Source organism: Pseudoalteromonas sp. SIMBA_162 (assembly GCF_046535955.1).
Classification (GTDB): domain Bacteria; phylum Pseudomonadota; class Gammaproteobacteria; order Enterobacterales; family Alteromonadaceae; genus Pseudoalteromonas; species Pseudoalteromonas marina.
In genome coordinates, this window is record NZ_JAWJBQ010001350.1 from 1 (window position 1) to 231 (window position 231).

Sequence of the window (231 nt, forward strand, 5' to 3'; positions counted from 1 at the left end):
ATTTTTTCAACCATGTCGTATCCCGACATTTTTGGCATGTGTAGATCGGTTAAATCAAGTGATAAATAATTCTTTCTCCACATATCTCGGCCTTCTTCGCCATTGTTGGCAACCTCTACGCCATACCCCAGTATATGCAATTGGTCGGTTAAAACTTGCTGGTGTAGAAGGTTGTCTTCAAGAAGCAAAATTAATTTATTTGATTCTCTAGCTTGCTGAACATTTAGATAG

The 231-nt window shown here is 38.1% G+C and carries 1 protein-coding gene; it reads right to left on the reverse strand.

Translation table 11 applies throughout. The annotated features are described in order from the left end of the window. Positions 1–231: response regulator (locus R0J88_RS24025; protein WP_410901461.1), on the reverse strand; the 231-nt coding region annotated here is incomplete at both ends.